Source organism: Desulfomicrobium salsuginis (assembly GCF_054657795.1).
The window spans coordinates 683,007-708,325 of record NZ_BAAHYA010000001.1 but is presented as its reverse complement, the minus strand read 5'-3'; the positions used below and the strand labels follow the sequence as shown (position 1 = coordinate 708,325).

Here is a 25,319-nt window from a genome sequence, read left to right as displayed (position 1 = left end):
GGGAAGGCCGGAGGCTCACCCGAAAGTGTGAGTTGTGAGGTATGATTGGTTGTTTTTTAATAACCGCTCTTTTTAGCGCTTTCATCTCCTAAGCGTCTGAAATCATGCCCGTCGAGACTGGAAAAGTACGAGAACTAGTTTAATACTTTGGAAAATTTTTTTCATACTTGACCCTATTCTGGCTCACATTCATATACGTAACCATAATAAGAAAATTATTTTTTAATTCTTACCTATACCAAGTCCCGATCAGGGCGGAGGGTTCCATGGCTGAGACGACGCAGAACACCAAGCAGATAGTCCAGGCACCGCAGGCAGGCGAAACCATCGTCATCAAGGCCATGCCCGGACAGGACATTGTGTTGTCGGAAGCCTTCGAGCAGGTCGATCCTGTCCTCGAAGGCTCGACGGTACTCTTCGCCTTCGACAACGGCGGCAAGGTAGTCATCGACTTCGCCGACCTGGGCGAAGTCCAGATCCCGAACATCGTCCTCGCCGACGGCACCATGCTCGGCGTAGATGAATTCCTGGCCTCGGTCGCAGATAACAAGGAAGCGGTTCTGGGCGGTGAAAACATAGAGCCTGCAGCCGGGCCGGCTGCAGGCGGTGCGGCCAGCGGAGGTGTGGGCTCGTATGAGGACGGCGCCGGTGACACCATTGGCGGCGTGAGCAAGCTGGGCGGGCTGGACCCGAGGAACTTCACGACGATTACGGTGGATTCGCTGGAGGCTTCCCCTGAACCAGAAATCGCGGATGGCCAGCCGAGTGCCAGCGTGACTGCCGGGGCGGTGGACGAGGATGGCTTGGAAGGCAGAGTCGGGTTCAATGACGGTATCCCAGGCGGACTAGGCGATCATCCGACAGATTCCAGCGTATATTCGGGCTCTCTTGGTTATGATTTTGGTCCGGACGGGCCTTCGGCGACCGCCCCTTTTTCGTGGAATACAGGCGGTCTTTCCGCCATGGGAGTTACGTCCCAGGGCAATACTGTTCTTTACGAAGTTGTTGACGGCGGCCTGACGCTGAACGCGTATTATATCTACGGTGAGCCTCAGGGCGAAGCCGAGGGCGATTACGAATACGGTCGAGTGGAAGTATTCAGTGTGACAGTGACTGATGTCGCTGCTGGGGCATTTGTTTTCGAACTTTATAAGCCTCTCGATCACACCGTTTCGGGTACGGAAGACGATATTGTCTACAACATCGGCTTCACCATAACTGACGGTAACGGCGACGCCGCCACAGGCGGCCTATCCATGATTGTGGATGATGATTCGCCGGTGATCACCCTTGGTGGTTCGGAATTGCCGACCCTTATCTTGGACGAGTCCACGACTGGGTCAGGAATCGTTGAAAGCCCCCAGGATACTGGTAACTCAAATATTGCCAATGCAATTAGCCTTGATGGGCATTTTACATTGGGCGAAAATGCCGACGTGGCAAATTCTGGGACAATGCCATTTGTCTCCATTCATGCAGTTGGTAATGGTTCATATGATTTCTATTCATTCACGGTGACCCAGCCTGGAAGCGTTGGTGTATTTGATATAGATTACGGGGCTGGTCATGGTGGAAGCTTTGACTCTATTGTGAAGTTGTACAATTCAAGTGGGGTGCAGCTTGTTTGGAGCGACGATGCGAGTGTAAGCTATGGAGGCTCTGGGAGTACTTCTGGGCTTGATACTTTCCTCACGTACAATTTTTCAGTGCCTGGAACATACTATGTTGCGGTGGGCAGTTATTACGATGGCCCTCTTCCTGTAGGTGCAACATATCAACTTCAGCTGTCCCTTACGGATCCTGTAATGGGTGAGAGCGGAGGGTCTGGCGACGGAATCCACATTATGTCCGCTGATTTCTCTGGTAATTTCGATTATGCATACGGTGCGGACGGTCCCGGTGATGTGGATTATGCTCTGAAGCTTCAGGCAGACGGAGATGGACCTGTTGCTTCCGGACTTTTCGCTGTGGATTCTTCGGATACAGAGACAGAAGTTGATGGTTACGGCCAAGGAGCTGCGATCCTGCTGTCGATGGAAGGGGACGACATTGTTGGCAAGGTGGGCGGCAGTGACACGGTCTACTTCAGAATCACGGTCAACCCGGACACCGGCGTCGTCACCTTCGTGCAGTATGAAAATGTCTGGCACGCCAACACCGAGAATCACGACGATGCCTCGTGGCTGAACACGATGGGTGGAACCATCGTGCTCGGGGCCTCTGTGGTCGATGCCGACGGGGATTTGGTTACCGCAACTCTCAATCTGGGAGACGGTGTGTTCGCCATTGAGGACGACGGCCCGACCCTGTCGGTCGAGACCGAAGTGGACCGGGTTGAGGCCGCTGCGCTCGAGTCTCACCTCGACGAGACGGTGGGTCTGGACCGCGGCGCCGATGCCGATGGGAACACGGACGACGCGGGTCCCGGCCTTGGTCAGGTGACGACGAACGTGAGCGGCGGTCTGCTGAGCCTGTTCGCGGCTGTCGGCGGGGACTACGGTTCCGACGGCGCAGGCACGACGGTCGGAGCGCTGAGCTTCATCGGCCTTCCCGAGACGGGCGGGCTGGCGACGACGCTGTCCGCGACGGACGGCGGAGCGATCAGCCTTGAGGCGGACGGCGCGACGAAGATCAACGGCGTCGACGGCGATGGCGACGTGGTCTTCACGATCGAGATCGTGAGCGTGGGCGACCCTGCGGCGTACCAGCTGCAGACGACGCTGTACGAGGCCCTCGACCACGGCCCCGGCGGCAACCAGTTCGACTCCGCAGTGGACCTTCTGCTCTCGGGCGAAGGCTCCGTGCAGCTTCAGTACGAGGTGACGCGTACGGATGCGGACGGCGACTTTGTGACGGATTCCGCCGCGGTGGACCTGGTCACGAACGAAACGAGCTACTTCAGCTTTGACGACGACGGTCCGACCCTGTCGGTCGAGGTTGCGATGTCCGAGTCTGAGGCCGCTGCGCTCGAGTCTCACCTCGACGAGACGGTGGGTCTGGACCGCGGCGCCGATGCCGATGGGAACACGGACGACGCGGGTCCCGGCCTTGGTCAGGTGACGACGAACGTGAGCGGCGGTCTGCTGAGCCTGTTCGCGGCTGTCGGCGGGGACTACGGTTCCGACGGCGCAGGCACGACGGTCGGTGCGCTGAGCTTCATCGGCCTTCCCGAGACGGGCGGGCTGGCGACGACGCTGTCCGCGACGGACGGCGGAGCGATCAGCCTTGAGGCGGACGGCGCGACGAAGATCAACGGCGTCGACGGCGATGGCGACGTGGTCTTCACGATCGAGATCGTGAGCGTGGGCGACCCTGCTGCGTACCAGCTGCAGACGACGCTGTACGAGGCCCTCGACCACGGCCCCGGCGGCAACCAGTTCGACTCCGCAGTGGACCTTCTGCTCTCGGGCGAAGGCTCCGTGCAGCTTCAGTACGAGGTGACGCGTACGGATGCGGACGGCGACTTTGTGACGGATTCCGCCGCGGTGGACCTGGTCACGAACGAAACGAGCTACTTCAGCTTTGACGACGACGGTCCGACCCTGTCGGTCGAGGTTGCGATGTCCGAGTCTGAGGCCGCTGCGCTCGAGTCTCACCTCGACGAGACGGTGGGTCTGGACCGCGGCGCCGATGCCGATGGGAACACGGACGACGCGGGTCCCGGCCTTGGTCAGGTGACGACGAACGTGAGCGGCGGTCTGCTGAGCCTGTTCGCGGCTGTCGGCGGGGACTACGGTTCCGACGGCGCAGGCACGACGGTCGGTGCGCTGAGCTTCATCGGCCTTCCCGAGACGGGCGGGCTGGCGACGACGCTGTCCGCGACGGACGGCGGAGCGATCAGCCTTGAGGCGGACGGCGCGACGAAGATCAACGGCGTCGACGGCGATGGCGACGTGGTCTTCACGATCGAGATCGTGAGCGTGGGCGACCCTGCTGCGTACCAGCTGCAGACGACGCTGTACGAGGCCCTCGACCACGGCCCCGGCGGCAACCAGTTCGACTCCGCAGTGGACCTTCTGCTCTCGGGCGAAGGCTCCGTGCAGCTTCAGTACGAGGTGACGCGTACGGATGCGGACGGCGACTTTGTGACGGATTCCGCCGCGGTGGACCTGGTCACGAACGAAACGAGCTACTTCAGCTTTGACGACGACGGCCCGACCCTGTCGGTCGAGGTTGCGATGTCCGAGTCTGAGGCCGCTGCGCTCGAGTCTCACCTCGACGAGACGGTGGGTCTGGACCGCGGCGCCGATGCCGATGGGAACACGGACGACGCGGGTCCCGGCCTTGGCCAGGTGACGACGAACGTGAGCGGCGGTCTGCTGAGCCTGTTCGCGGCTGTCGGCGGGGACTACGGTTCCGACGGCGCAGGCACGACGGTCGGTGCGCTGAGCTTCATCGGCCTTCCCGAGACGGGCGGGCTGGCGACGACGCTGTCCGCGACGGACGGCGGAGCGATCAGCCTTGAGGCGGACGGCGCGACGAAGATCAACGGCGTCGACGGCGATGGCGACGTGGTCTTCACGATCGAGATCGTGAGCGTGGGCGACCCTGCTGCGTACCAGCTGCAGACGACGCTGTACGAGGCCCTCGACCACGGCCCCGGCGGCAACCAGTTCGACTCCGCAGTGGACCTTCTGCTCTCGGGCGAAGGCTCCGTGCAGCTTCAGTACGAGGTGACGCGTACGGATGCGGACGGCGACTTTGTGACGGATTCCGCCGCGGTGGACCTGGTCACGAACGAAACGAGCTACTTCAGCTTTGACGACGACGGTCCGACCCTGTCGGTCGAGGTTGCGATGTCCGAGTCTGAGGCCGCTGCGCTCGAGTCTCACCTCGACGAGACGGTGGGTCTGGACCGCGGCGCCGATGCCGATGGGAACACGGACGACGCGGGTCCCGGCCTTGGTCAGGTGACGACGAACGTGAGCGGCGGTCTGCTGAGCCTGTTCGCGGCTGTCGGCGGGGACTACGGTTCCGACGGCGCAGGCACGACGGTCGGTGCGCTGAGCTTCATCGGCCTTCCCGAGACGGGCGGGCTGGCGACGACGCTGTCCGCGACGGACGGCGGAGCGATCAGCCTTGAGGCGGACGGCGCGACGAAGATCAACGGCGTCGACGGCGATGGCGACGTGGTCTTCACGATCGAGATCGTGAGCGTGGGCGACCCTGCTGCGTACCAGCTGCAGACGACGCTGTACGAGGCCCTCGACCACGGCCCCGGCGGCAACCAGTTCGACTCCGCAGTGGACCTTCTGCTCTCGGGCGAAGGCTCCGTGCAGCTTCAGTACGAGGTGACGCGTACGGATGCGGACGGCGACTTTGTGACGGATTCCGCCGCGGTGGACCTGGTCACGAACGAAACGAGCTACTTCAGCTTTGACGACGACGGTCCGACCCTGTCGGTCGAGGTTGCGATGTCCGAGTCTGAGGCCGCTGCGCTCGAGTCTCACCTCGACGAGACGGTGGGTCTGGACCGCGGCGCCGATGCCGATGGGAACACGGACGACGCGGGTCCCGGCCTTGGTCAGGTGACGACGAACGTGAGCGGCGGTCTGCTGAGCCTGTTCGCGGCTGTCGGCGGGGACTACGGTTCCGACGGCGCAGGCACGACGGTCGGTGCGCTGAGCTTCATCGGCCTTCCCGAGACGGGCGGGCTGGCGACGACGCTGTCCGCGACGGACGGCGGAGCGATCAGCCTTGAGGCGGACGGCGCGACGAAGATCAACGGCGTCGACGGCGATGGCGACGTGGTCTTCACGATCGAGATCGTGAGCGTGGGCGACCCTGCTGCGTACCAGCTGCAGACGACGCTGTACGAGGCCCTCGACCACGGCCCCGGCGGCAACCAGTTCGACTCCGCAGTGGACCTTCTGCTCTCGGGCGAAGGCTCCGTGCAGCTTCAGTACGAGGTGACGCGTACGGATGCGGACGGCGACTTTGTGACGGATTCCGCCGCGGTGGACCTGGTCACGAACGAAACGAGCTACTTCAGCTTTGACGACGACGGTCCGACCCTGTCGGTCGAGGTTGCGATGTCCGAGTCTGAGGCCGCTGCGCTCGAGTCTCACCTCGACGAGACGGTGGGTCTGGACCGCGGCGCCGATGCCGATGGGAACACGGACGACGCGGGTCCCGGCCTTGGTCAGGTGACGACGAACGTGAGCGGCGGTCTGCTGAGCCTGTTCGCGGCTGTCGGCGGGGACTACGGTTCCGACGGCGCAGGCACGACGGTCGGTGCGCTGAGCTTCATCGGCCTTCCCGAGACGGGCGGGCTGGCGACGACGCTGTCCGCGACGGACGGCGGAGCGATCAGCCTTGAGGCGGACGGCGCGACGAAGATCAACGGCGTCGACGGCGATGGCGACGTGGTCTTCACGATCGAGATCGTGAGCGTGGGCGACCCTGCTGCGTACCAGCTGCAGACGACGCTGTACGAGGCCCTCGACCACGGCCCCGGCGGCAACCAGTTCGACTCCGCAGTGGACCTTCTGCTCTCGGGCGAAGGCTCCGTGCAGCTTCAGTACGAGGTGACGCGTACGGATGCGGACGGCGACTTTGTGACGGATTCCGCCGCGGTGGACCTGGTCACGAACGAAACGAGCTACTTCAGCTTTGACGACGACGGCCCGACCGCCGGTTCGACCGCCGCTGCGACCCTTGATGACGAGGGCCTCGCTCCTCACGGCATTCCCGGCCAAGGCACTGGCGATGTGGATGGCGTGCTGATCTCCACTTCGGGGGTTCTGCCTCACGACTTCGGTTCCGACACCCCCGGTGCTGTCGGGTTTAGCGCGATGCACAATCAAGCCGGTGTCGTGGGTGCCGAGGCCGTGACCTACAATTGGGATGCCGGCACGAATATGCTGACCGCTGTGTCCGCACGGGGCACGGTCTTCACCATCGAGGTGACTGATCCCGAAACCGGGGCCTACACCCTGACGCTCGACAAGAACGTCCTGCACGCATCCCTGGATGGCATGGTCGGCGACAACACCGAGAACGACGCCCTGGTCACCCTGAATTACACCGTGACTGACGGTGACGGGGACAATGTGAACGGCACCCTCAGCCTGACCTTCGATGACGACATGCCTGTCTTCACTTCGGCTCAAGCCGGAGAGGTCGACAATGTCGCCGACGAAGTGTTCCACGGAACGCTGAGTTTCGCCATCGGTGCAGACCAGCCCGTTCCCGGCGGCGCTTTGAGCCTCATCGGGAACGAAGCTCCCGCGGACTTGAGTGTCGGCGGTCTGCCGGTCTCCTACTACGTGGATCCCGACGCGCCGAACGTTCTCGTCGCCCACACGGGAGGAGACCCGGACATTGTCGCGAATCAGGTCTTCACTCTGGTATTGAACGAGTCCGGCAGCTATGACTTCACTCTGCTCAAGACGATCGACAACTCCACTCTGGTCGAGATCGGCTCCTCGACATCCTTCGGCGCCGGCCCCACCGGATTCCAGGTTCTGCAGGATGCCGGCGCGACGCAGCAGCTTGCGGTTCTTTCCGGCTGGGATTGGACCGGAACACCGGCCCAGCTCCAGTCCTGGCTGGACAATGGGGTGCTTGACCCCACCCTGACCACCCAGAAAAGCGTGAACGGAAGTACGGCCGGGTGGGGCATCGGAAACAACCAGTTCGAAGGGGCTGAAATTTTCCGCATCGACTTCGATGACTTCGATTCCTACGACTCCTTGGTGACGGATCCGGGCTTCAACGGCCCGCCCGTCAACTTTACAACGGTGGATTTGATCAACTTCGCGGATGCGGACAAGATCGCCTACGTCATCCATTACACGGACGGTTCTTTCGACTCCGACAGCGGTACGGTGCTGGCTCTGGCCGGTGACGACAACGTCATGACTCTGGGCGAGGCCGGCAAGTTTATCGACTACATCGAGTTCATGGACATCAGCGGAAATGGCAAGTTCGATGTGGTCAACGTTTCCACGGTGACACCCGGCGACGATATCGATCTGGGCTTCGACTTCACCGTGACAGACGCCGACGGCGACACCGTGTCCGGTAGCCTGGACGTGACGGTGAATGGTTACGAGGTCGAGCCCGACCCGCTGCTTATAGTCGGATCCTCGGTCGGCGACGACCAGCACTCCCTCGCGGACTACACCGTCGGCGATGGGCCGGGCGTCATCACTGGCGACGACGCCGATGATATCCTGGTGGGAGATCCCGGAGGGACGCGCCTCGTGTTCGAGCCGGGCAGTAATTACAACATATCACTCATAGTCGACTCGTCAGGCAGCATGACCGCAATGAGCGGGACGGACGGCCTCAGCAGGATGGATTTAGCCAAGGAGGCCTTGAAGCACCTTGTCGAGCAACTCGCCGGTCACGACGGGACGGTAAATCTCCAGCTGGTGGATTTCGACAGCGGGCTGACGGTCAACCTGCACTGGGCCGATATCACCCTCTCGGATTTGACGAATATCGATGCGGCCATCGACAACATGATGGCATTGGGCGGCACCAACTATGAGGCGGCGTTCAATGCATCCGCGGAATGGTTCAACTCCCTGTCGAACGGATTTGAGAACCGGGCGTACTTCCTCACGGACGGCGACCCGACATACTATCTCGATGACAATGGCGCCATACGGGGGCCTGGCAATACCACGGACTACGATGTGATGAGCAATTCCCTGGATGCGTTCGTCGCCCTGTCGAACGTCAGTCCCGTGTTCGGGATCGGCATAGGGAGCGGCGTGAATGAAGACTATCTGAAGTTCTTTGATAACACCGACCCCGCTGGCAGTGCGGCCGTGCCCCTGACGGACGTTGCCGTCGGATCGACGGTGCTTGCCGACTTCAGCTCCTCCGGCGGATTGAATGGCTCCGACGCGTGGACTAGGACGGGTGACAGCACTGGAAACGTCGCCATCGCGTCGGCTTCGGGGAATTCCTTTCTCGTGGTCACCGACAATACGGCCTCAGCTTCCGGGCCAGTGAATGCCACGAGCTCCAGTTTCACTGTGAATGCCGCAGTTGATGGTTCGGCAAGGTTGAGCTTCGATTACCAGACGGACAATTACAGCAATTCCGATGCGTTTACCTGGACCCTCCAAAAGAATGACGGAGGGGGCTGGACCGCTGTTGCCAATGGCCAGGAACCCGAACACATCAGCGGTTGGCGCGGGGTTGAGATCGATGACCTCGACAACGGCATGTACCGGCTTGTCTTTTCGGTCCTCAATGGTCAAGGAGGCGGCGATCTGGTCAGGATCGACAATATTGTGGTGGACTACATGGAGACGGCTCATGTCGGCCAGCCTGAGATCGTGAATACGGCCGCGGAACTCGAGGCCGCCCTGCAAGGCGGCTCGTCGACGACCACGGTCATCGACGCCGGTGATGACGTCATCGTCGGCCATGACGGAAACGATCTCATCTTCGGCGACTCGGTGAACACGGACGCCCTTGCGGATTCTCACTCCCTGACGACGCCCGACGGTACGGGCTGGGGGGTGTTCGATTCCCTTGGCTGGGATCGCCAGCAGGTTGTCGACTACCTCCACAGCAACCATGCGGCCCTCTCCGCCGAGAGCGGCAGGGACGGCGGGCATGATCTCATCTACGCAGGACTCGGCAACGACACCGTTTATGGTCAGGAAGGAAACGATGTCATGTACGGAGGACTTGGCAACGACTCGTTGAATGGCGGTTCGGGAGATGACGTCCTGGTCGGAGGGCCCGGTGCCGACACTATGGCCGGAGGCGCCGGCAGCGACACGTTTGCCTACCTTGGAGGCGACCTCGACGGCAGCGTCGATCAGATCACCGACTTTCATTTGGGGGCCGGGGGGGACAAGATCGATGTAAGTGATGTGCTTGAAGGTTATACAGCCGGGAGCGACAACTCCTACTTCAAGTTTGACAACATCACGATCGACACGGTTAACGACACCGCTTCCATCGACCTGAGCGTCGATGTGAACGGGGCAACAGGCGGGCAGGAGTGGACACCTGTGGCGCATGTTGAAATCCAGAACTTTACAGGCACAACTGATCAAGACGTGGTCAACGAGATGCTGAGCCATATTGTAAAGCCGGAAATGCCATAACAACTCGGTTGGCGAAAGGGCTGCTTGTTTCCCTTTCGCCAACTATGAATTTAATGTCTCGCTGTACTATTGATGCTAAGTGGATGTTTTTCAGAGAAGATGATGCTCTGAATGAGGAATTTCCGGGGTTCTCGCAGAGATTGCCGCATTTTATGATACTGACAGACAATGGGAGAACGCTCCTATGGCCGACACGATAAAAATTACAACCTTCGCCGGCCAACCCGTCCCCGATGACGGTTTGGTCGTTCACCCGCCCCAGGGCGGGGAGCTGACCATCTGGCCGGACGGGGGGTATGCGTTCATGCCTCCGGAAGGGGGTGTGGTCGTTGGTGGGCAGTCGCCTGTGACGACCTATTACAGCTTTGTCATGGAAGACATTGACGGCTCGAGTTCCGTGGGGACGTTTGCCTTGAATCCTGCGGAGGAGGTGCCGGGGGGCATGGATGATTTCCGGGCGTGGTCGTTGCCCGAGTTGTTGCATGATGAGGTCGATGCTGCTTTGCTCTTGGCTGGCGGGCATGATGCGCATGTGGATGCGGCGAGCGTCGACGCGCATGGGCCCCACCTGCATGTGGAGTTCGCGGCGGCCGATTCTTTCGACGACGACCTGACGCAACTGATCATGCACTCCCAGCATTCATGACGTGTCTTACGGAAACGTAAGGCGGATTATTTTGTAAAAAAGGGTGCATAGCGCCCTTTTTTCATTTACAAAGATTCATGGCGTAGTTACAGGATCAACAATATCGGAATTCATTCTGAACTCATCGGGACCTCATCAAGGAGAGGAAGTTATGTCCACATCGAAAATCGGCCTTTCCCTCGCATTCGCAATGTTACTGACTGGTGCCGCAGCGTACGCAGAGGATCAGATCACCGTGCAAAAAAGCGTGATCGATACCTTGCGCTACGCTCCCCGTCTTGAAATGATCAAACAGAACCGTCAGGCCGTGGGCCATGACCTCGAAAAATCCAAGGGCCGCTGGTACCCCAAGATCGACGTGCGCGGCGGGTACGGCGTGGATTCCTTCCATGACGGAATTTCCAATAACAACAATGACAGATCCGAAGATTGGCGCGAACGCTCGGAACTGGGCGGTTACCTGACCCAGCGCCTCTATGACGGCGGCGAGGCCTCGAGCCAGATCCGCCTGGACGAATCCCGTCTGGAATCCCTGCAGTACAGGGTTTTCGACAACGCCGAATCCCTGGCCCTGGACGCCATCATCGCCTCCCTGGAAGTCTACCGGCAGCGCGAGCTGCTCTTCCTGGCCGAAGAGAACGTCAAGGCGCACAAGGACATCCTGGCATCCCTCAAGGAACGTGAAAAGGCCGGAGCCGGCAGCGTGGCCGACGTGACCCAGACCCAGGCCCGCATGTCCATGGCCCAGGCCTCCTTGGAAAAGACACACACCAACCTGCGTGACGCCCTGTCCGAATTCCAGCGCCTGACCGGCTACCTGCCCGGTCAGATCGAAATGACCCCGTACCCGGCCGACAAGCTGCCCGCCACCATCGAAGACATGACCGCCCAGGCCAAGGCCAGCAACCCCAAGATCAGCGCCGGCACCCAGGACGTGACCTCCGAGCAGGAGCGCGTCAACGTGGCCAAGTCCAACTACCACCCCTATGTCTATGCCGAACTGTCCTCGCAGTACTCCGACGGCGTGCAGGACTCCGAAGACTGGGAACGCACGGACGCGGCCATGGTCCGCTTCAACTGGAACCTCTACAACGGCGGGTCTGACTTGGCCGCGACCAAGGCCGCCAAGGCCCGCATGCGTCAGAGCCAGGCCGACCTCGATGACCTGACCCTGGCCGTCGAGGACGAGACCAAGGTCACATGGGCGCAGTTCAACTCGGCCCAGAAGGAAGTGGCGGAATACACCGAGGCCGTGAAGCAGAACCGCGCCACCAAGGAAGTCTACCTCGAACAGTTCGGCGTGGCCCAGCGAAGCCTCTTGGACGTGCTGGATTCCGAGAACGAAGTCTTCCAGTCCTCCAACCAGCTGGTGACCTCCTCGGTCAACGAACACATTGCGGCGTACAAGCTCATGGCCCTGTCCGGTTCCCTCATCAAGAGCTTGGGCGTGGACCCCGAGTTGTACAAGAGCGCGGCCCGGAACCAGGAAGAATAGGCTTTCGGTCACCCGCACGGAAAAGGAGGCGCAAGCCTCCTTTTTTTATGGAGTTTTTTGAATTGGTGCTGGTGCATGCATATACCCATGGACGACCGGTCGGCACCATGGTAGGCGCTGGTGCGTTCCGGCCGTCCGTGCAAGCCGATATCCGCCACGGACGCCATGCGCTGACGCCTCTTGAAATTTTTTCTCAAATATTCATCTGGTTATGTTTAGGGGTGGGCGCACCGGGAAGGCCGGTAAAGGCTGGGGCCGATACAGAATTGTCCGCAACTTTGGAGGAGGAGACCGTGTTAGCTGATTTCGGAAAGAAACTGATTTTGGGGCTTATCGCAGCCGCCTGCGTGGTCGGCGTGCACGCAGCCATGATCGCTTCCGTAGCGGGGTGACGTTTCTACGTACCGCCAGACGATATATTCCGCGCAGTGAAGACGCGCGACGAAGACCCCGGGCCGGCAAGGCGCGGGGTCTTCGCGTATGAGGGGCAATGAGGACGGGGCGGCAGGCCTGTGCGCCTGCCACCCCGTGCGGAGGGAGGATGGTTGAGAGGTTACGCGGCCAGGCTGTCCCTGTTGGACGCGATGCGGGCGTAGAGCCAGTTGTCCGTGCCCACGCGGCTGGCGACGATGCGCAGGGACGAGGACAGGCAGCGTCTGGCCCGGAGGTGCATGCCCTGCTGGGCGTAGACCAGAGCCAGGCTGTTCAGGATCTTGGCCTTCATCATGGGCATGCCGGCCCGGCGCAGGCCGCCCATGGCAGTCTTGAGCAGGGTTTCGGCCTCGCCGGTCCTGCCGTCGTTGGCCAGGGCCATGGCCGCCTTGCATTGCCTGGCGGCCTTGATGGCCGGGTGGCTGCACCCGGTGCAGGTGGAAAACAGCGGGGTCATGGTGCCTCCTTGATGCGCGATTGGCTGACTGGTTAAAAAAACTCAACGTATACAGGCCGTTCAAAAATGGCCTGTCAGAGGGCCGAGCCGATCTGGTAGATGCCCGTGGACACGCCGAAGGCCAGGACTGTGTTGAAGGTCACGGAGAAGGCCGCCCATTTCCAGCCCAACTCCCGGCCGATGACGGCCACGGTCACGAAGCAGGGCGCGTAGAGGAGCACGAAGGCGATGAGGCTCGCGGCCACCCAGACGTTCCAGGCCGGGTCGGTGCGCAGCTGCTCCGAGAGGCCCGCGCTTTCCTCGGGGTCAACCTCGCCCAGGGAGTAGGCAGTGCCCAGGGTCGAGACGATGACTTCCTTGGCCGCGAAGCCGCCGACCAGGGCGATGTTGGTCCGCCAGTCGAAGCCCGCCAGGCTGGAGACGGGTTCCAGAGCCGTGCCGATCCGGCCCGCCACGGAGGCGCGCAGTTCCTGTTGGGCCTGGGCGTTGTCCACCAGGGTCAGCGCTTCGTCCCTGGCTTCGTCGGAGTCCCAGGCCGAGGCCTCGATGCTGGCGCGCTGGGCGTCGAATTCCGCGATCGTTTCCTCGGACGGGCCCGGGAAGGTCATGGCCGCCCAGAGGAGGATGGAGATGGCCAGGATGACCGTGCCGGCCTTCTTGACGTACTGCCAGACACGCTCCCAGGTGTGCAGGCACAGGCCCTTGAGGGTGGGCATGCGGTAGGGCGGCAGTTCCATGACGAAGGGGGTCGCCTCGCCCTTGATGATGGTCGAGCGCAGGAGGCGGGCCGTGAGCAGCGCCATGACCCAGCCGCCCAGGGTGATCCAGAACAGGGCGCTGGCGCCTGAGTTCGGGAAGAAGGCCGCGGCCAGGAGCAGGAAAACCGGCACTTTGGCGCCGCAGCTCAGGAAAGGCGCAGTGAGGACCGTGGCGATCTTCTCCTTGGGGCTTCTGAGGGTGCGCGCGGCCATGACGCCGGGCACGGCGCAGCCGCCGGGGATGCCGCCGGAGATGATGAAGGGCATGACCGAACAGCCGTGCAGCCCGAAGACGCGGAAGACGCGGTCGAGCATGTAGGCCATGCGAGCCATGTAGCCCGAGTCCTCCAGGAAGGACAGGAAGAAGAACATGATCATAATCAGGGGCGTGAAGCCGAGCACGCCGCCCACGCCGTCGATGATGCCCGAGACCACCAGCGAGGCCAGGAACCCTTCGGGCAGGATGGCCGTGGCCGTGTCGCCGAGCCAGCCGAAGAAGGCCTCCAGCCAGCCCATGGGCACCTCGCCCAGGGCGAAAGTCAGCTGAAACATGCCGTAGATGATGGCGAACATGAGTACCGGGCCGGCCAGGCGGTTGGTCAGGACGCTGTCGAGCCTGTCCGTCAGGTCGAAGCGGGCCCGGGTCGTGGGCCGCGTGATCACGCCGTCCTTGAGCAGGGCGGCGATGAAGCCGTAGCGGTAGTCGGCGATGATGGCCTCTGGGTCCGCGTCGAGGGTCGTCCGGCAGTGCTCGGCCAGGCCGGCGGCCATTTCCCGTAGCCGGTCGTGCACCTGAGGCGACGCCGCGCCCCGGGCCATGACCTCGGCGTCGTTTTCAAGGTACTTGAGGCCGATCCAGCGGGCGGGGTAGCGGCCTTCCAGAAAATTCGACGATTCGATGAGGGCCTGCATGCGGTCCAGGGTTTCATCCAGGTCATGCCCGTAGGAAATGCGCAGGCCGGGATGCGTGGCCCTGTCGCGCATGGCCTTGCGAGCCTCGGCCAGCAGACTGTCCCGGCCCTCGCCAGTGCGCGCGACCATCTCCAGGATGGGGGTGCCCAGCAGCGCGGATAGGCGCTTGGTATCGATGGTCACGCCCTTGCGGCGGACCTCGTCCATCATGTTCAGGGCGATGATGGCCGGCGTGCCGAGTTCCAGGATCTGGAGCACGAGGTAGAGGGAGCGCTCCAGGTTGGTCGCGTCGAGGACCGTGACCACCGCGTCGGGGCTCGTGTCCACGAGGAAGTTGCGGGCCACCAGTTCGTCCTGGGTGTACGCCGTCAGGGAGTAGGTGCCGGGCAGGTCGACCACGGTGATGTCCAGGTCTTCGACCAGCAGCCGCCCCTCGCGTTTCTCAACGGTGATGCCGGGGTAGTTGCCGACATGCTGCCGCGCGCCGGTCAAGTTGTTGAAGAGGGTCGTCTTGCCGGAATTGGGGTTGCCCATGAGGGCCATGGTCGCGTTCATTGCAGGGTTTCTCCGTTTTCGCCGACGCGGACGGTGATCAGGTCGGCCTCGTTGTTGCGCAGGGTCAAGGTGAAGTCGCGCAGGCGCAGGGCCACGGGGTCTTTGAGAGGCGCGCGGCCGATGATGGTCACGGCGGTTCCGGGCACGAGGCCCATGTCGCGGATGCGCCGCCCCAGCTCGCCCGTCGCGCTGACGGAGAGGATGGTTCCGGACTGGTTTTCCTGCATGTGTCTGAGAGGGATGGAGAGGAACATGGGGACTCCTGAATTAGATATGGCTAACTATGTGTGTAAAAAAAGGCCTCTGCGACGAGAGGCTGATTGTCATGGGACTGGGGTCAGTCTTTGCGGGATGGGCACGAGCCGTCGGGCCTGGGCTGGATCTCCCCGGAGCAGCCAGAACAGCCGCAACACCCGCCGCTCTTCTTCCGGAAGCGGGAGCCCAGGTATATCCCTGCGACGACAATGACGCCTAAGGTGACGAGAAGGTCGAAATTCATGGTGACTCCGTAAAAAGTTTGTCTTGATGAACTCTTTATGGGGGTGTGAGTGGGGAAGTCAATAGAAAAGTTAGTTGTGTGAAAAATATGAGAGTCGTCCTCGGGGACGTGCGTGGAAGGGCGGGCGCGGAAGGCGTCAGTTCGGGTCGGAGGAAATGAGGCCTGCGGCGGCGAGGACGTGCGCTGTCGCTTTGGGTTCCTGGCCGATGTGGCGGGCCATTTGGGCAAAGGAGTGCAGCATTTTGCCGCGCCTGGTTTTGTGGATGCCGCTGGCAATTTTCCCGACAGCCGAAATTTCGGCGGGGAGTTTGCATAGCGTTTTGCAGACAGATTCGACTTGTCTGTAATCTTTGTACTTTTTTGCCGCATTCCGACGTGCGTCGGCGACGATGAGTTTGTGCACGACAAATGCGGACATCGATGGCACGCACACCTTGCCGATATCCCTGGCTTCGAGGACAGTCGGGTTGTCCAGGAGGATTTTGAGATACGGCAGGGCCTGGGTCGTGATGCCCAGATTTTTTACCGCGTCGTCCCGTTTTCGCTGCTGTCCGTTGCCCTGCCTGTCCTGGAGGAATTCGACCACGAAGTCGTCACATCGGTATACGAAGACATTGCTGTGGTAATCGAATTGCTCCTCGAATCCCATGCTTTTCAAGATGTCTGCGATACTGACCTGTTTTCCCGAATACGGAACTCTTACTGCGAGATCGACATCAAGATGCGCATTCCGGAGAAACTGAACACTGATTCCATGCCAAACTGAACACGCGTTCCGGCTGAAACTGACCAGGAAATCGAAGCGAAGCGACGCTGGTTTTGGAACGCTATGGGAACTGGTCAGTTGGGGTCAATGATGGATTTCATCTTCCGCATGGATTCTCCTTTGAGGTTGAGCTGGTAGGCGTTGTGGACGAGACGGTCGAGAATGGCGTCGGCCATTGTCGCGTCAGCGAGGTAGTCGTGCCAGGCCGCGACGGGCAGTTGGCTGGTGACGATGGTCGAATGCCTTCCGTGACGGTCTTCGAGCAGTTCAAGCAGTTCCCTGCATGCGGCTGGGGTCATCGGAGCCAGCCCCCAGTCGTCGAGCACGAGCAGAGGGGTTTTGGCAAAGGACCGCATGAGCTTTCCGTACCGGCCGTCGGCTTTGGCGATCAGCAGATCCTCCATGAGCCGAGGCAAGCGCATGTACAGGGCGTCGAAGCCTTCCAGACAGGCCTTGTGAGCCAGGGCGCAGGCCAGAAAGCTCTTCCCTACGCCGGTCGGTCCAGTGATGAGCACGTTGTGTCCCTTGCCGATCCAGGAGCAGGAGCCCAGGCCCATAACCAAGGGTTTGTCGAGACCCCTTGGAGTGTGGAGGTCGATGTCCTCGAAGCAGGCCGCGTGCCTGAGCTTTGCCCTCTTCAGTCTGGTCGTAAGACGGCGGTTCATGCGGTGCATCTTTTCGCGGTCGATGAGAAGCGCCAAGCGCTCTTCAAAGGACAGTTCTTCGATGCCCTGCATGGCCCGCTGTTCCTCCAGAGCCCTGGCCATGCCGCCAAGGCCGAGGGCATTGAGAGTCTGCGTGGTTGGGTGACTCAGCATGAGGCCTCCTTGCGATAGTATTCCGGGCCGCGCACGTTGTCGTGGTGTATGGAGGTCTGATCAGCGTTGCGGATCGGCAACGGCAGACGGTCCAGTCCGGTCTTGAGGATGGACTTGAGGCTTTTCTGAGAAAGGGCGCCCAGATGCAGCGCCCGTTCGCAGGCCGCGTCCAGGCGTTCGGGACCGTGCTCCTTGGCCAGCCCAATGACGCCCAGGCAGGATCTGTAGCCCTGCACAGGATGTTTGCGCGAGTCTATGATGGCCTCGGCCAGCGCAAAGACATTGGGGCCGAGCTTCCGTGCCCATTCCATGATGCGCTCCGGGGTCCAGCCCGCGTATTCTTGGTGGCTCTTGGGCATGTGTTCCATCACGGTCGTATGCCGTCCTTTCTGCATGGACCTAGGATGCACGGACACGCGCTGGCCCTTGTGGAAGCATTCCACGCTGGTGGCCGTGATCCGAACGTCGACACGTTTTTTGATGAGGCTGCACGGCACGGAGTAATAATGCCCGTCCACTTCGACATGGTAGTCGATGTTGACCGTGGCCTGCTTCCACTCGGCAAAGACGTAAGGGGCGCACGGCAGCGGGAGGAGTGCTGGCTTGTCGAGGGTTTCGAAAGCCTCCCTTCGGCTGCCCGGCAGCTTTTTGAACGGTCGGGAGTTGAGGTCGGCTACCAGGGCGGCGATGGCAAGGTTGGCTTCGTGCAGGGACAGAAAGATCCGGTTGCGCAGTCTGGCCAGAATCCAACGCTCCACAATCTGCACGCCGACCTCAACCTTGGCCTTGTCCTTGGGCTTGCGCACCCTGGCCGGGATGACGGCCGAGCCGTAGTGTGCAGCCATGTCGTCGTAGGTCGGATTGATGTCGGGCTCGTAGCGGCAGGCTTTGTTGACGCCCGACCGCAGATTGTCGGGGACAAGCAGATGCGGGGCGCCGCCGAAAAAGGTGAAGGCGCGGACATGGGAGCCGATCCAGTCCGGCAGGCCCTGCGTCCACGTGGCCTCGGCAAAGGTGTAGTTGCTGGCACCAAGCACGGTCACAAAGATCTGGGCCTCGCGAACCTTGCCGCTGAACGGGTCCTGGATGGGAAGGGTCTGGCCGGCGTAGTCAATGAAAGCCTTTTCCCCGGCCAGATGGATTTGGCGCATGGATGGCTTGAGTTTGCTGACGAAGGCGCGGTAGCGGTCGCAGAAGCAACTGTATTGCAAGCCGTCGGGTTGCTCTGCCTTGTACTCCTCCCAGAGCAGAAGCAGGGTCACAGAGCGTCGTTTGCGCTCTATGTGGACGTCGGCCCAGTTCGGCTCCGGCCGCTTCACAGTGCTCGGCGGCAGGGGCGGAAAGAGCAGGCTCTCAATATCCGAGTCGGACAAGCCGGGCGGCAAAGGCCAACCTATATTGGCCGCCCGAGATCGACGCAGATACTCGATTGCGGTGTTGTGTGAAATGCTGAGGCTCTGACCGATCTGTCGCACGGTCAGCCCTGATTGAAAGTGAAGTCGTAAGACGTCTTTGATCTTGCGCATGGATAACCTCGAATTGGCCATGGGCACCTCCTGAAAAGGAGTATGCCCGAGTTATCCAGCGCCGCACCCGCTGAGGAAATTTTTCCCGTGGGATCGAACACGACCCGGTGTTCAGTTTGTTCCGGAATCGGTGTTCAGTTTCCCATGGATTCCGTGTTCAGTTTGCCGCGGAATCGGTGTTCAGTTTGCTCCGGAATCCATGTTCAGCTTGGATCGGAATACGCATCAAGAGTGCGTTCCGGGTAAAACTCAACCCCGAAATTGCTTTGGAACACTTTGAAGCACCACGATCCTATGAGCTGCAATCCGTCATCCCAAAGACCTTCATTGGCGAATTTTTCAAAAATGTCTCGCAATGATTTCGTATAGTCTTGATTTGTGAGTTCTTTTTTGCCTATATGAAGATCTTTCATCGCTTTTTTTACAGAACGTATGGATGATATATGTTTTTTTCTTTGGGATAGTTCTTTTGAAATTATTTCTGCAATGACTGATTTATGATGCCCTATATATGTGTCTATGCGCATATTATGAGATATTCTGCGCAAATATAGATAATATTTACCGCAAATAGACTTTGATATCAAAGTCCCTGTTGCGTTTACAAGAAGCCGTCCGACCAACTCTTGCTTCAAAGAGCGGTAATAGTCGCGGCTTTCTTGAAGGATGTCATGGATTGCTGCTGTCATGGTTGCGTCCTGTCGATAATATTTTTACCCACAGAAAATAGAAAAAGCAAGTTTCTGTGGGTAATTTTCAGGGCGGCCATGTCGTTTCCAAACGAATGTCGCAAAACGTATGGGACGGCGCAAGGCGTGGGTATACGTATTTCAATGAAGAAATAGATAATGAAATTGATGGAGTACGAGTTGGGAAATGGGTGGTTGCAAAGCAGTAGATGCGCGCCTCATGACGCACGGTACTGCCCTGTGGGGACGTGCGGTTTGTCATTCCCGCGCAGGCGGGAATCCATGTATTTGGGCATTCGAGAACCATGGATCCCCGTCTTCACGGGGATGACGCGGAGGCGTGGCGGACGTGCGGTTTGTCATTCCCGCGCAGGTGGGAATCCATGTATTTGGGCATTCGAGAACCATGGATCCCCGTCTTCACGGGGATGACGCGGAGGCGTGGCGGACGTGCGGTTCGTCATTCCCGCGCAGGCGGGAATCCATGTATTTGGGCATTCGAGAACCATGGATCCCCGTCTTCACGGGGATGACGCGGAGGCGTGGCGGACGTGCGGTTTGTCATTCCCGCGCAGGTGGGAATCCATGTATTTGGGCATTCGAGAACCATGGATCCCCGTCTTCACGGGGATGACGCGGAGGCGTGGCGGACGTGCGGTTTGTCATTCCCGCGCAGGTGGGAATCCATGTATTTGGGCATTCGAAAACCATGGATCCCCGTCTTCACGGGGATGACGCGGAGGCGTGGCGGACGTGCGGTTTGTCATTCCCGCGCAGGTGGGAATCCATGTATTTGGGCATTCGAGAACCATGGATCCCCGTCTTCACGGGGATGACGCGGAGGCGTGGCGGACGTGCGGTTTGTCATTCCCGCGCAGGTGGGAATCCATGTATTTGGGCATTCGAGAACCATGGATCCCCGTCTTCACGGGGATGACGCGGAGGCGTGGCGGACGTGCGGTTTGTCATTCCCGCGCAGGCGGGAATCCATGTCTTTCCACGGTCTCGCTGTGAATTCGCGGAGTTTACGGCTTGATGTAGGCGCAGCCCTGCTGCTGGAGTTTGATCAGGGCGACGACGCCGGCCGGGATGGGGGAACAGCCAGGGCAGAGGGCGTCTTCGGGGATGTCGAAGGCGCGCAGGGCGTTCTGGCAGACGAAGATCATCACGCCTTTGTCCAGCAGACCCTTGACGCGGTTGACGTGCTCTTCCGCGAAGTCGGCGCGGAAGAATTTCACCGCCGGGCCGTTGACCACGAGGTTGATGCGGGCCTCGGGCTTGGCCGCACGCAGGTTTTCCATGTTGGTCAGGGTGATGCGCAGAATTTTTTCCTCGTCCAGGTCCAGGTGGAAGACGACCTTCATCGGGCACTCCTTTTTCGCGGTTGCATGTCCGCGTGATGCATACGATTCAACGGCTCAGATTGCAATTGCGCAGGTTGTCCAGGTGGGTCGAGACATAGAAGGGCGCGGCGTCCGGCGGAAGCGGCAGGGGCCGGCGGCGGCGCAGGCCGTCGAGGTAGGCCAGGGTCCGCTCGATGACCTCCGTGCCGCCGCACGGGCCGTGCGAGGGGATGACGGTACGGACCCGCGTGTCCGCTCGCCAGCGTTCGAGCTCGTCGATCCAGCCGCCGAGATCGCACCCGCGGGGCACGCAGGGGCAGGGCAGTTCGACGGTGTCCCCGGCCAGCAGAAGGTCCAATTCCGTCACCAAGGCCACGATGGCGTCGGGCGTGTGGCCGGGAAGGGCCCGCAAGGAGACGGTGACTCCGCCGAGGTCGAGTTCCAGGCTGCGCTCGAAGGTGATGTCCGGGGGCAGCAGCCTTACGGCGTCCCATTTTCCGGGGTCCGCGCCCCGCAGTTCGGACAGGGCCGCCGGGGCCTCGGTCTGAAAGCGCTTGACGGCCGCCCGCTGGGCGATGATCAGTGGGGAGGCGAAGGCGGCCGTGCCCTGGATGTGGTCCCAGTCCGCGTGGCTGTAGACCACGAGGGGCGGCGCGTCCGCGCAGGCCCTGGCGAACGGGGCCATGTCGTCGGGATGGGTCAGGGTGTCCCAGACGAGGCTGCGCCTGGAGCCTTGGAGGAGGACGCCGCGGACCCGGAAGTCACCGGCGTCGACTTCATGGATGACAGGGGCTGTGCTCATGCGGGTTTTGTACGGATTATCGTTTCGGGAGGGAAGGGGGAGACGGTCATGACGGATGCGTGTACAAACGCGGGGCTGGCGCCGCAGGACGATGCCGCGCGGCGATGGGACGCGCTCCTGGAGCGCCTGCGCGGCCTGGGCGAGCTGACCGTGGCCCTCTCCGGGGGCGTGGACAGTCGTTTTCTGGCGCACGCGGCCCTGCGGGCCGGCACGGTCCCGCACCTCGTCCACGTGCGGGGCCCCCACGTGGCGCCGACCGAAACCGCCTACGCCCTGCGCTGGGCCCGGCGTCAGGGGCTTTCGGCGCGCGTCCTGGACCTCGACCCCCTGGCCCTGCCCGAGGTCGCGGCCGGCCACAGGGAGCGCTGCTACGCCTGCAAGTCCTTCCTGTTCCGCCGGATCGCGGATTGCGCCCGCGGGGCGTTGTGCGACGGGTCCAACGCCTCGGACGGGGCGCAGTTCAGGCCCGGCCTGCGCGCCCTGCGGGAGCTCTGCGTCCTGTCCCCCCTGGCCGAGGCGGGGCTGACCAAGGACGATATCCGCCGCCTCGGTCGGCAGACGGGCCTGGAATGGCCCGGCCAGCAGTCCCGGGCCTGCCTGCTGACCAGACTCCCCTACGGGATGCCTCCCGAACCGGGCCTGCTGGCACGCCTGGCGGAGGGCGAGCGGGCTGTGGAGGGCATTCTGCATCAGGCCGGGCTAGCTGACGCACCGTTTCGCCTGCGCGTCAGCGACACGGACTGTTATGAACTGCATGTGGCTGCCGCGTCACTGCCCAGGCACGTGATTGAACAGCTGATCGGTACGCTTCACGGCATGGGCTTTCCATCCAGTACGGTGCGCTGCATGAGCGCTGTCAGCGGCTATTTCGATGCGGCAGGGCCGGCACGAAATTCACATTCCTGAACTTGCGCAGCGTGGCGCAGTGATGCTACATGCCGGACGAGACGATTGATCAGTTCCGTTGCGTGCGCGTCATGGTGGCGCCGCGCTCCTATCCATGCTTGGAGTGATCAATCGTCTCTTTTTTTTCAGCATCGGCGGTCGAGCTTGAAGACGAGAACGATGCCCACCGCCACTGCTCCCGGGCAGAAGGCGTAAACCCCATGGAACTCTGCGCTCCGGGAATTCCGCCCACGGTGATGCCGATGAGTCCCGTCCGGCCCCCCCGGGGGCAGAAAGACGATCGTGACCACCGAGAGCAGGAGCCTGCGTCGGTTCAGCTTCTCCGGGAAATGATTGACGAATTCCTGGTGGGCCAGGATTGCGCGCTCTCGTAGGGCGTCCAAGTCTCTCGCCTGCCGAAGCATAAAAAAATGATAAAGGATTGCCGGGGGTTCGGCGCCGCCTTTGGCATTGCTTTTTGGCCCTGGCAAGCGTAAAGGCTGAGCGTCTCACGTATGAAGATCCGGGCATTTCGCCCGGACGAATGAACAGGAGAACAGACAGTGGATTCTGGCGACAGTTGCGGCCCTAGGCCCTGCTTCCGACATTTCAATCTTTTCTGCCGAGCCCCCCGTCCCCGAGCCTGATCAGGCCGCCTGACGGAGCCTCGGCGTTCCGGCAGGTGGAGCATGTTTTCAATCTTTCTTTCCCGTCGCCTGGCCTTCCGGCATTTTTTTGCCCGGACCGGTCGGGCCTTGCCTGCCGCGGGTCGCGCCGCGGACCCGTTCTCGTGACTCTTGCTTTGGTTTCCGGCTTTTGACCGCGTCGGGGCTTTCCCGTCGCGCCTGCACGAAGGCACTTACAACCACGGCATGGAGTCACGCCATGATCATCATCAACAAAACCATCGAAGGACGTCTCGTCCCCCAGGAGCACCTGGACGCCGACTGCTGGATCAACATGATCAACCCCTCGCAGGAGGAACTGCAGCGCATATCCGTTCTCCTGGGCGTATCCCTGGACCACCTGACCGACCCCCTGGACGCCGATGAGCGCGCCCGCCTGGAGTTCGAGGACGGAGTGATGCTCGTCGTCCTGCGCGTGCCGGTCGAGAACGTGTCCGATTCGAGAATACCCTTCCTGACCATGCCCATCGGCGTCATCATCACGCCCACGGCGGTCGTCACCGTCTCGCGTTCCCAGCAGGATCTGGCCACGGCCATCCTGAACGGACGCACGCGCATCGTCGACACGGCCGACCGCATACGTTTCCTGATCCACCTGATGCAGCGCACCTCGCTCATCTACCTGCGCTATCTCAAGGACATCATCCGCCGTTCCGATGTCATCGAACATCGCCTGCAACAGTCCATGCGCAACGAGGAGCTGATCGAACTGCTGGGCATCGAAAAGAGCCTCGTCTACTTCACGACGTCGCTCAAGGCCAACGACATCATCATGGACAAGGTCCTGCGGATGCGGCTCATCCAGTTGACGGAAGACCAGACCGACCTGCTCGAGGACGCGATCACCGAAAACAGGCAGGCCATCGAAATGTCCAAGATCCACAGTGACATCCTGTCGGGGACCATGGACGCCTTCGCCTCGATCATCTCCAACAACATGAACATGGTCATGAAGTTCCTGACGGGGTTCACCATCATTTTGATGATCCCCAACATCATCAGCGGCGTCTACGGGATGAACATCGTCACCCCGTTCCAGGACTCCCCTTACGCCTTTGCCATCGTGTCCGGGGTGACCCTGAGCGGCTGCCTCCTGGCGTGGCTGGTCCTGGCCAGGAAACGCTGGATGTAGGTTTTTGGACGCACCGCGAAACGGGCCCTCGGGCCCGTTTTTTTGTGGTCAGGCTGGCGTATTGGAAAATTCGAAATTCGCGGGCCGCCCCAAAACGGCGGCCCGCTAGCGGTCGGCCCAGAGCAGGCGCAGACCGAGCAGCATGAGGATGGCCCCTGCGCCCTTGTGCAGCCAGGCCGAGAGGGACGGGCGTGCGGCCAGGCGGGAGTTCAGGGCGCCGGCGCCCAGTGCCACCAGGCCGAAGCCGAACATGGTCAGGACGACGAAGGTCAGGCCCAGGACCGTCATCTGCAGCGCCGGGTGCCCCTGCGCCGGGCGCACGAACTGCGGGAAGAAGGCCAGGAAGAAGATGGCCACCTTGGGGTTGAGCATGTTGGCCATGACGGACTGGCGAAAGATGACGCGGGCCGTCTTGTGTTCGCCCTCGCCGCCGAGGGCGAGGGACGGGTCGGCGGCCCAGAGCTTCCAGCCGATGTAGAGGAGGTAGAGGCCGCCTGCGATCTTCACCGCAGTGAAGGCCACGGCCGAGGAGGCCAGGATGGCCGAGAGGCCGCAGACCGCCAGGAGGGTGTGGCCGATGTTGCCCAGGCTGAAGCCCAGGGCCGCGGCCAGGGCGGCGCTGCGCCCCTGGGCCACGCCGCGGGTCAGGACGTAGATGATGTCGGGGCCGGGCGTGAAGATGAGGACGAGGGACGCCAGGCTGAAAAGGACGATCTGGTCGATGCTGATCATGAGCGCTCCGGGTGTTGATCCAGGGTCGATAATCGATGATCCGGCCCGGGGCAAGGCTTACCCCGGTGCAAAAAAGAATCCCCGCCGACATGCGCCGGCGGGGATTC

The 25,319-nt window shown here is 61.5% G+C and carries 17 protein-coding genes; 6 read left to right on the top strand and 11 right to left on the bottom strand.

Annotation, left to right across the window (positions count from 1 at the left end; genetic code table 11):
- Positions 1-266 precede the first annotated feature (266 nt).
- From ACYQ3G_RS03095 to ACYQ3G_RS03080, 4 genes are all read left to right on the top strand, one after another.
- Positions 267-10,079 (top strand): DUF5801 repeats-in-toxin domain-containing protein, encoded by a 9,813-nt coding sequence (locus ACYQ3G_RS03095; protein WP_459822267.1) that lies wholly within the window; start codon positions 267-269, stop codon positions 10,077-10,079.
- A gap of 184 nt (positions 10,080-10,263) precedes the next feature.
- Positions 10,264-10,725: a hypothetical protein gene (locus tag ACYQ3G_RS03090; RefSeq protein WP_459822265.1), complete on the top strand. Its 462-nt coding sequence runs from the start codon at positions 10,264-10,266 to the stop codon at positions 10,723-10,725.
- 151 nt (positions 10,726-10,876) lie between these two features.
- Entirely contained in the window at positions 10,877-12,220 is a 1,344-nt protein-coding gene (locus ACYQ3G_RS03085) for a TolC family outer membrane protein (RefSeq protein ID WP_459822263.1), read from the top strand.
- A 47-nt stretch (positions 12,221-12,267) separates the two neighbouring features.
- Positions 12,268-12,612, top strand: a complete 345-nt coding sequence (locus tag ACYQ3G_RS03080) for a hypothetical protein (RefSeq protein ID WP_459822261.1) — start codon at positions 12,268-12,270, stop codon at positions 12,610-12,612.
- Positions 12,613-12,773: 161 nt separating this feature from the next.
- On the opposite strand, the gene ACYQ3G_RS03075 is transcribed toward ACYQ3G_RS03080, so the two are convergent.
- The 10 genes from ACYQ3G_RS03075 to ACYQ3G_RS03030 form a co-directional block, all read right to left on the bottom strand.
- Positions 12,774-13,109, bottom strand: coding sequence for a tetratricopeptide repeat protein (locus ACYQ3G_RS03075; RefSeq protein ID WP_459822259.1), 336 nt, complete (start codon positions 13,107-13,109; stop codon positions 12,774-12,776).
- A gap of 74 nt (positions 13,110-13,183) precedes the next feature.
- Positions 13,184-15,334, bottom strand: coding sequence for a ferrous iron transport protein B (gene feoB, locus ACYQ3G_RS03070; RefSeq protein ID WP_459822257.1), 2,151 nt, complete (start codon positions 15,332-15,334; stop codon positions 13,184-13,186).
- Positions 15,331-15,588 carry a FeoA family protein gene (locus tag ACYQ3G_RS03065; protein ID WP_459822255.1) on the bottom strand — a complete coding sequence of 86 codons (258 nt, stop codon included), beginning with the start codon at positions 15,586-15,588 and terminating at the stop codon, positions 15,331-15,333. Before ACYQ3G_RS03065 ends, feoB begins: the two co-directional genes overlap by 4 nt.
- 83 nt (positions 15,589-15,671) lie before the next feature.
- A complete protein-coding gene (locus tag ACYQ3G_RS03060; protein WP_459822253.1) occupies positions 15,672-15,833 on the bottom strand; it encodes a hypothetical protein in 162 nt (53 codons plus the stop codon).
- A gap of 136 nt (positions 15,834-15,969) precedes the next feature.
- Positions 15,970-16,584, bottom strand: coding sequence for a GSU2403 family nucleotidyltransferase fold protein (locus ACYQ3G_RS03055; protein WP_459824164.1), 615 nt, complete (start codon positions 16,582-16,584; stop codon positions 15,970-15,972).
- Between the two features lie 89 nt (positions 16,585-16,673).
- Positions 16,674-17,417 (bottom strand): IS21-like element helper ATPase IstB, encoded by a 744-nt coding sequence (gene istB / locus ACYQ3G_RS03050; protein ID WP_459822251.1) that lies wholly within the window; start codon positions 17,415-17,417, stop codon positions 16,674-16,676.
- Entirely contained in the window at positions 17,411-18,943 is a 1,533-nt protein-coding gene (istA, locus tag ACYQ3G_RS03045; RefSeq protein WP_459822249.1) for an IS21 family transposase, read from the bottom strand. The genes istB and istA overlap by 7 nt, the downstream gene beginning before the upstream one ends.
- Positions 18,944-19,146: 203 nt before the next feature.
- Entirely contained in the window at positions 19,147-19,632 is a 486-nt protein-coding gene (locus ACYQ3G_RS03040; RefSeq protein WP_459822248.1) for a nucleotidyltransferase family protein, read from the bottom strand.
- Between the two features lie 1,025 nt (positions 19,633-20,657).
- A complete protein-coding gene (locus ACYQ3G_RS03035) occupies positions 20,658-20,996 on the bottom strand; it encodes a DsrE family protein (protein WP_459822246.1) in 339 nt (112 codons plus the stop codon).
- Positions 20,997-21,042: 46 nt separating this feature from the next.
- Positions 21,043-21,777, bottom strand: coding sequence for an MBL fold metallo-hydrolase (locus ACYQ3G_RS03030; RefSeq protein ID WP_459822245.1), 735 nt, complete (start codon positions 21,775-21,777; stop codon positions 21,043-21,045).
- A 48-nt stretch (positions 21,778-21,825) separates the two neighbouring features.
- Between ACYQ3G_RS03030 and larE the strand changes: the two genes are divergently transcribed.
- Positions 21,826-22,683 (top strand): ATP-dependent sacrificial sulfur transferase LarE, encoded by an 858-nt coding sequence (gene larE, locus ACYQ3G_RS03025; RefSeq protein ID WP_459822244.1) that lies wholly within the window; start codon positions 21,826-21,828, stop codon positions 22,681-22,683.
- Positions 22,684-23,547: 864 nt separating this feature from the next.
- Positions 23,548-24,480, top strand: a complete 933-nt coding sequence (locus ACYQ3G_RS03020; RefSeq protein WP_028577159.1) for a magnesium transporter CorA family protein — start codon at positions 23,548-23,550, stop codon at positions 24,478-24,480.
- 105 nt (positions 24,481-24,585) lie between these two features.
- Here ACYQ3G_RS03020 and ACYQ3G_RS03015 read toward each other — a convergent pair whose 3' ends face one another.
- Positions 24,586-25,212 carry a LysE family translocator gene (locus ACYQ3G_RS03015; RefSeq protein WP_459822241.1) on the bottom strand — a complete coding sequence of 209 codons (627 nt, stop codon included), beginning with the start codon at positions 25,210-25,212 and terminating at the stop codon, positions 24,586-24,588.
- Between the last annotated feature and the right edge of the window lie 107 nt (positions 25,213-25,319).